The sequence below is a fragment of the Streptomyces sp. YS-3 genome (genome assembly GCF_045257485.1).
Lineage (GTDB): Bacteria > Actinomycetota > Actinomycetes > Streptomycetales > Streptomycetaceae > Streptomyces.
The window spans coordinates 1-3,466 of record NZ_JBJHPC010000690.1 but is presented as its reverse complement, the minus strand read 5'-3'; the positions used below and the strand labels follow the sequence as shown (position 1 = coordinate 3,466).

Genomic DNA, 3,466 nt, shown 5'->3' with positions numbered 1-3,466 from the left:
ACGGGGGAGGGCGCCGGGATGGTGGCCGTCAGGTCGACGGCCACGGCGGCGGCGGTGGGCGGCGGGGTGACCGCGGCCATCGCGGTCGTGACGACACCGGCGGGCTCGGCCGGGGTGGCGGCCGGGACGTTGGTGACGTCGTTGTGGTCGACCGGCTGGCGGCGCGACAGCTTCCAGATGAAGCCGGAGCCCGCGAGCAGCAGGACCGCCACGAGGACGATGCCCCAGGTGCCCTGGCCGGTGAGGAACTCGGCGCCGGCGCCGACCAGGCCCGCGGCGGGCAGGGTCAGGCCCCAGGCGATGAACATCCGGGTCGCGGTGGACCAGCGGACCACTCCGCCCTTGCGGCCGAGGCCGGCGCCCATGACGGAGCCGGAGCAGACCTGGGTGGTGGAGAGCGAGAAGCCGAGGTGCGAGGAGGCCAGGATGACGGTCGCGGCACCGGACTGGGCGGCGAAGCCCTGCGGCGGCGCCAGCTCGGTCAGGCCCTTGCCCATGGTGCGGATGATGCGCCAGCCGCCGAGGTAGGTGCCCATGGCGATGGCCATGCCGGCCGAGACGATGACCCACAGCGGGGGGTTGGCGCCCGGGTGCAGCACGCCGCCGGTGACCAGGGCGAGGGTGATGATGCCCATGGTCTTCTGCGCGTCGTTGGTGCCGTGGGCGAGCGAGACGAGACCGGCGGAGGCGATCTGCCCGGCCCGGTAGCCCTTGGCGGTGGCCTTCTCGGCCGCCGGGTCGACGTTCCGGTTGATCCGGTACGTCAGCCGGGTGGCCAGCATCGAGGCGACGCCCGCGACGAGCGGGGCGGCGACGGCGGGGAGCAGCACCTTGGTGATGACGGTCGAGCCGTTCACCGAGGACCAGCCGGCCGACATCACGGCCGCGCCGATCAGGCCGCCGAACAGGGCGTGGGAGGAGCTGGACGGCAGACCGAGCAGCCAGGTCACCAGATTCCACAGGATGGCGCCGACGAGCGCCGCGAAGATGACCTCTGTTCTGAGGCCCTTCTCGTTGATGATCCCGCCGGAGATCGTCTTGGCGACCTCCACCGACAGGAACGCGCCGACCAGGTTGAGCGCGGCCGACATGGCGACCGCCGCTTTGGGCTTCAGGGCGCCGGTCGAGATGGTCGTGGCCATCGCGTTGGCGGTGTCGTGGAAACCGTTCGTGAAATCGAACACTAGAGCTGTCACGACCACAATGGCGAGCAGCAGCGTGATGTGTTCCATTTACCCAGGCAATCGTTCGACGTCAGTGGCTGGACGAACGTAAGCAACCTGAATGAACGGAAGGTGAACTGAGCCGGACCGCACGGTGTATCCCGGCGCTTCTTGGCCGGGTTTTGGGGCGACCAGGACCGGACAGACCGCGCATATCCGTCATGGAGCCCATTGAAGAGATTCCGCTCACCTCTCCGCTCACCCCTCCGCCCCCGGCGCGCGGCCTGCGAGGATCACTCCCATGGGAGAGCCGAACGACTCCGCGGCGACCGCCCCGGCCTGGGCCGAGCTGATCGCGACCGCGCGCCGCACCGCCGACGAGGGACTGGTCGTGGGCACCTCGGGCAACGTCTCCGTACGCGTCGGGGACCTGGTGCTCGTCACCCCCAGCGGAGTGCCGTACGAACGCCTCGGACCCGGCGACACCGTCACCGTCGACCTCACCGGGCGGCAGCTCACCGGCACCCTGCGGCCCACCAGCGAACTCCCCATGCACCTGGCGGTCTACCGGCACACCGACGCCCGGGCCGTCGTCCACACCCACGCCGTCCACGCCACGGCCGTCTCCACCCTGGTCACCGAGCTCCCGCCGGTCCACTACATGACCGCCACGCTCGGCGGCCCGGTCCGGGTCGCGCCCTACGCGCTGTACGGGACCGAGGAGCTGGCCGCGAACATGCTCCGCGCCCTCGACGGCCGCACCGGCTGCCTCCTCCAGAACCATGGAACGGTCACCTACGGAGCCACTCTTTCCCAGGCGTACGACCGCACCGCCCAGCTGGAATGGATGTGCCGGCTCTGGCTCGCCGCCTCCTCGGTGCCCGGCCGCACCCCCTCCCTGCTCTCCGCCGCCGACCTCGGCCGGGCCGCCGAGCAGTTCCGGGGATATGGACAGCACTGACGCCCCGTACGCCACACGTGTCCCGGTGGGCCCCGTCCACTGGCCGTGAGGCCGCATACTGCCGACACTGGAACGGTGCGCCCGGCTACAGCGACGGCAGCGGCCGTCACCACACTCATCGGCGTCGGCGCGGCAGCGGTGGCCGCCGGACGGTACGCGAGCGACGCGGCCCTGAAGGTGCCACCGGGCCGCCCGCTGCCCACCGACCCCGAGCTCACCGTGCACGCCACGGCGCCCGGACGGATCGCCCTGACCCGCTGCCTGGCCTCGCTGCGGCCCGGCCTCTACGGCATCCAGGGCCCCGGCATCCACGCCGTGGTCGGTGAGGTCGTCGACGTGCCGCACGCCGCGGACACCGTGGTGCGCCGCCTGGAGCGGGTCACCCGGGGCAGCCCGCAGCCGGGGGACCGGGTCCGGCTCACCCCGCAGGTCCACCACGGCACCCCCGCCGAGGCGCTGGGCCTGCCCCACCGGGACGTCGAGATCCCCGCGGAGCTCGGCGTGCTGCCCGCCTGGCTGGTGACCGGCGACCGCGGCACCTGGGTGATCACCGTGCACGGTCTGGGCACCACCCGCGAGCACCCGCTCAACGTCATGGGGTTCCTGCACCGCCACCGGCTGCCGGTGCTCGACCTCGCCTACCGGGGCGACGCGGGCGCCCCGCGGTCCCCGGACGGCCTCGGCCACCTCGGCGACTCGGAGTGGCGCGACCTCGACGCCGCGATCCGCTACGCCGTGCGCTCCGGCGCCCGCGACGTCATCCTGCACGGCTGGTCCACCGGCGCCACCATGGCGCTGCTCGCCGCCGCGAACTCCGGGATGCGCGAGCGCGTCCGGGGCGTCGTCCTGGACTCGCCGGTGCTCGACTGGGAGAGCACCGTACGCGCCCTCGCCGTCGCCCACGGCGCCCCGAGCGCGCTGCTGCCGCTCGCCGTCCGGGCCGCGCAGGGCCGCACCGGCCCGCACGGCCGCCATCTGCGCGAGGCGGCCGACCCGGCCGCCCTGTCCGTGCCGACCCTGGTCTTCCACGGCCCCGGCGACACCCTGGCCTCCTGGCCCCTCACCCGTGAACTCGCGGCCCGCCGACCCGATCTGGTCACCCTTCACACGGTGACGGACGCCCCGCACGCCTCGATGTGGAACGCCGACCCGGACCGCTACGAGGAGGCCCTGCGGCGCTTCCTGACCCCGCTCATGTGACACGCGGTGCCGGCGCGTGCCGCCGACACGCGGCGCCCGGAGCCCCCCAGGGGCGCACCAGGCCCGCGGCGCGCCCCGGGGCGGCTGTTCCGCTTCGGCTTTCGGCCCGTCACCGCGGTGTGCCCCCTCCCCGGTGCCCGGC

At 73.6% G+C, this 3,466-nt stretch carries 3 protein-coding genes; 2 read left to right on the top strand and 1 reads right to left on the bottom strand.

The annotated features are described in order from the left end of the window. On the bottom strand, nucleotides 1-1,232 hold a 1,232-nt coding region (locus ACJA3G_RS33330; RefSeq protein WP_406556771.1), incomplete at its 3' end, for an anion permease. Between the two features lie 232 nt (nucleotides 1,233-1,464). On the opposite strand from ACJA3G_RS33330, the gene ACJA3G_RS33325 reads away from it, so the two are divergent. Continuing rightward, nucleotides 1,465-2,124: a class II aldolase/adducin family protein gene (locus ACJA3G_RS33325; protein ID WP_406556770.1), complete on the top strand. Its 660-nt coding sequence runs from the start codon at nucleotides 1,465-1,467 to the stop codon at nucleotides 2,122-2,124. 75 nt (nucleotides 2,125-2,199) lie between these two features. Continuing rightward, nucleotides 2,200-3,324: an alpha/beta hydrolase gene (locus ACJA3G_RS33320; protein WP_406556769.1), complete on the top strand. Its 1,125-nt coding sequence runs from the start codon at nucleotides 2,200-2,202 to the stop codon at nucleotides 3,322-3,324. Nucleotides 3,325-3,466 lie beyond the last annotated feature (142 nt).

Excerpts from the sequence above, each read along its gene's own strand:
- ACJA3G_RS33325 (WP_406556770.1), top strand. The coding sequence starts at position 1,465 with ATGGGAGAGCCGAACGACTCCGCGGCGACCGCCCCGGCCTGGGCCGAG.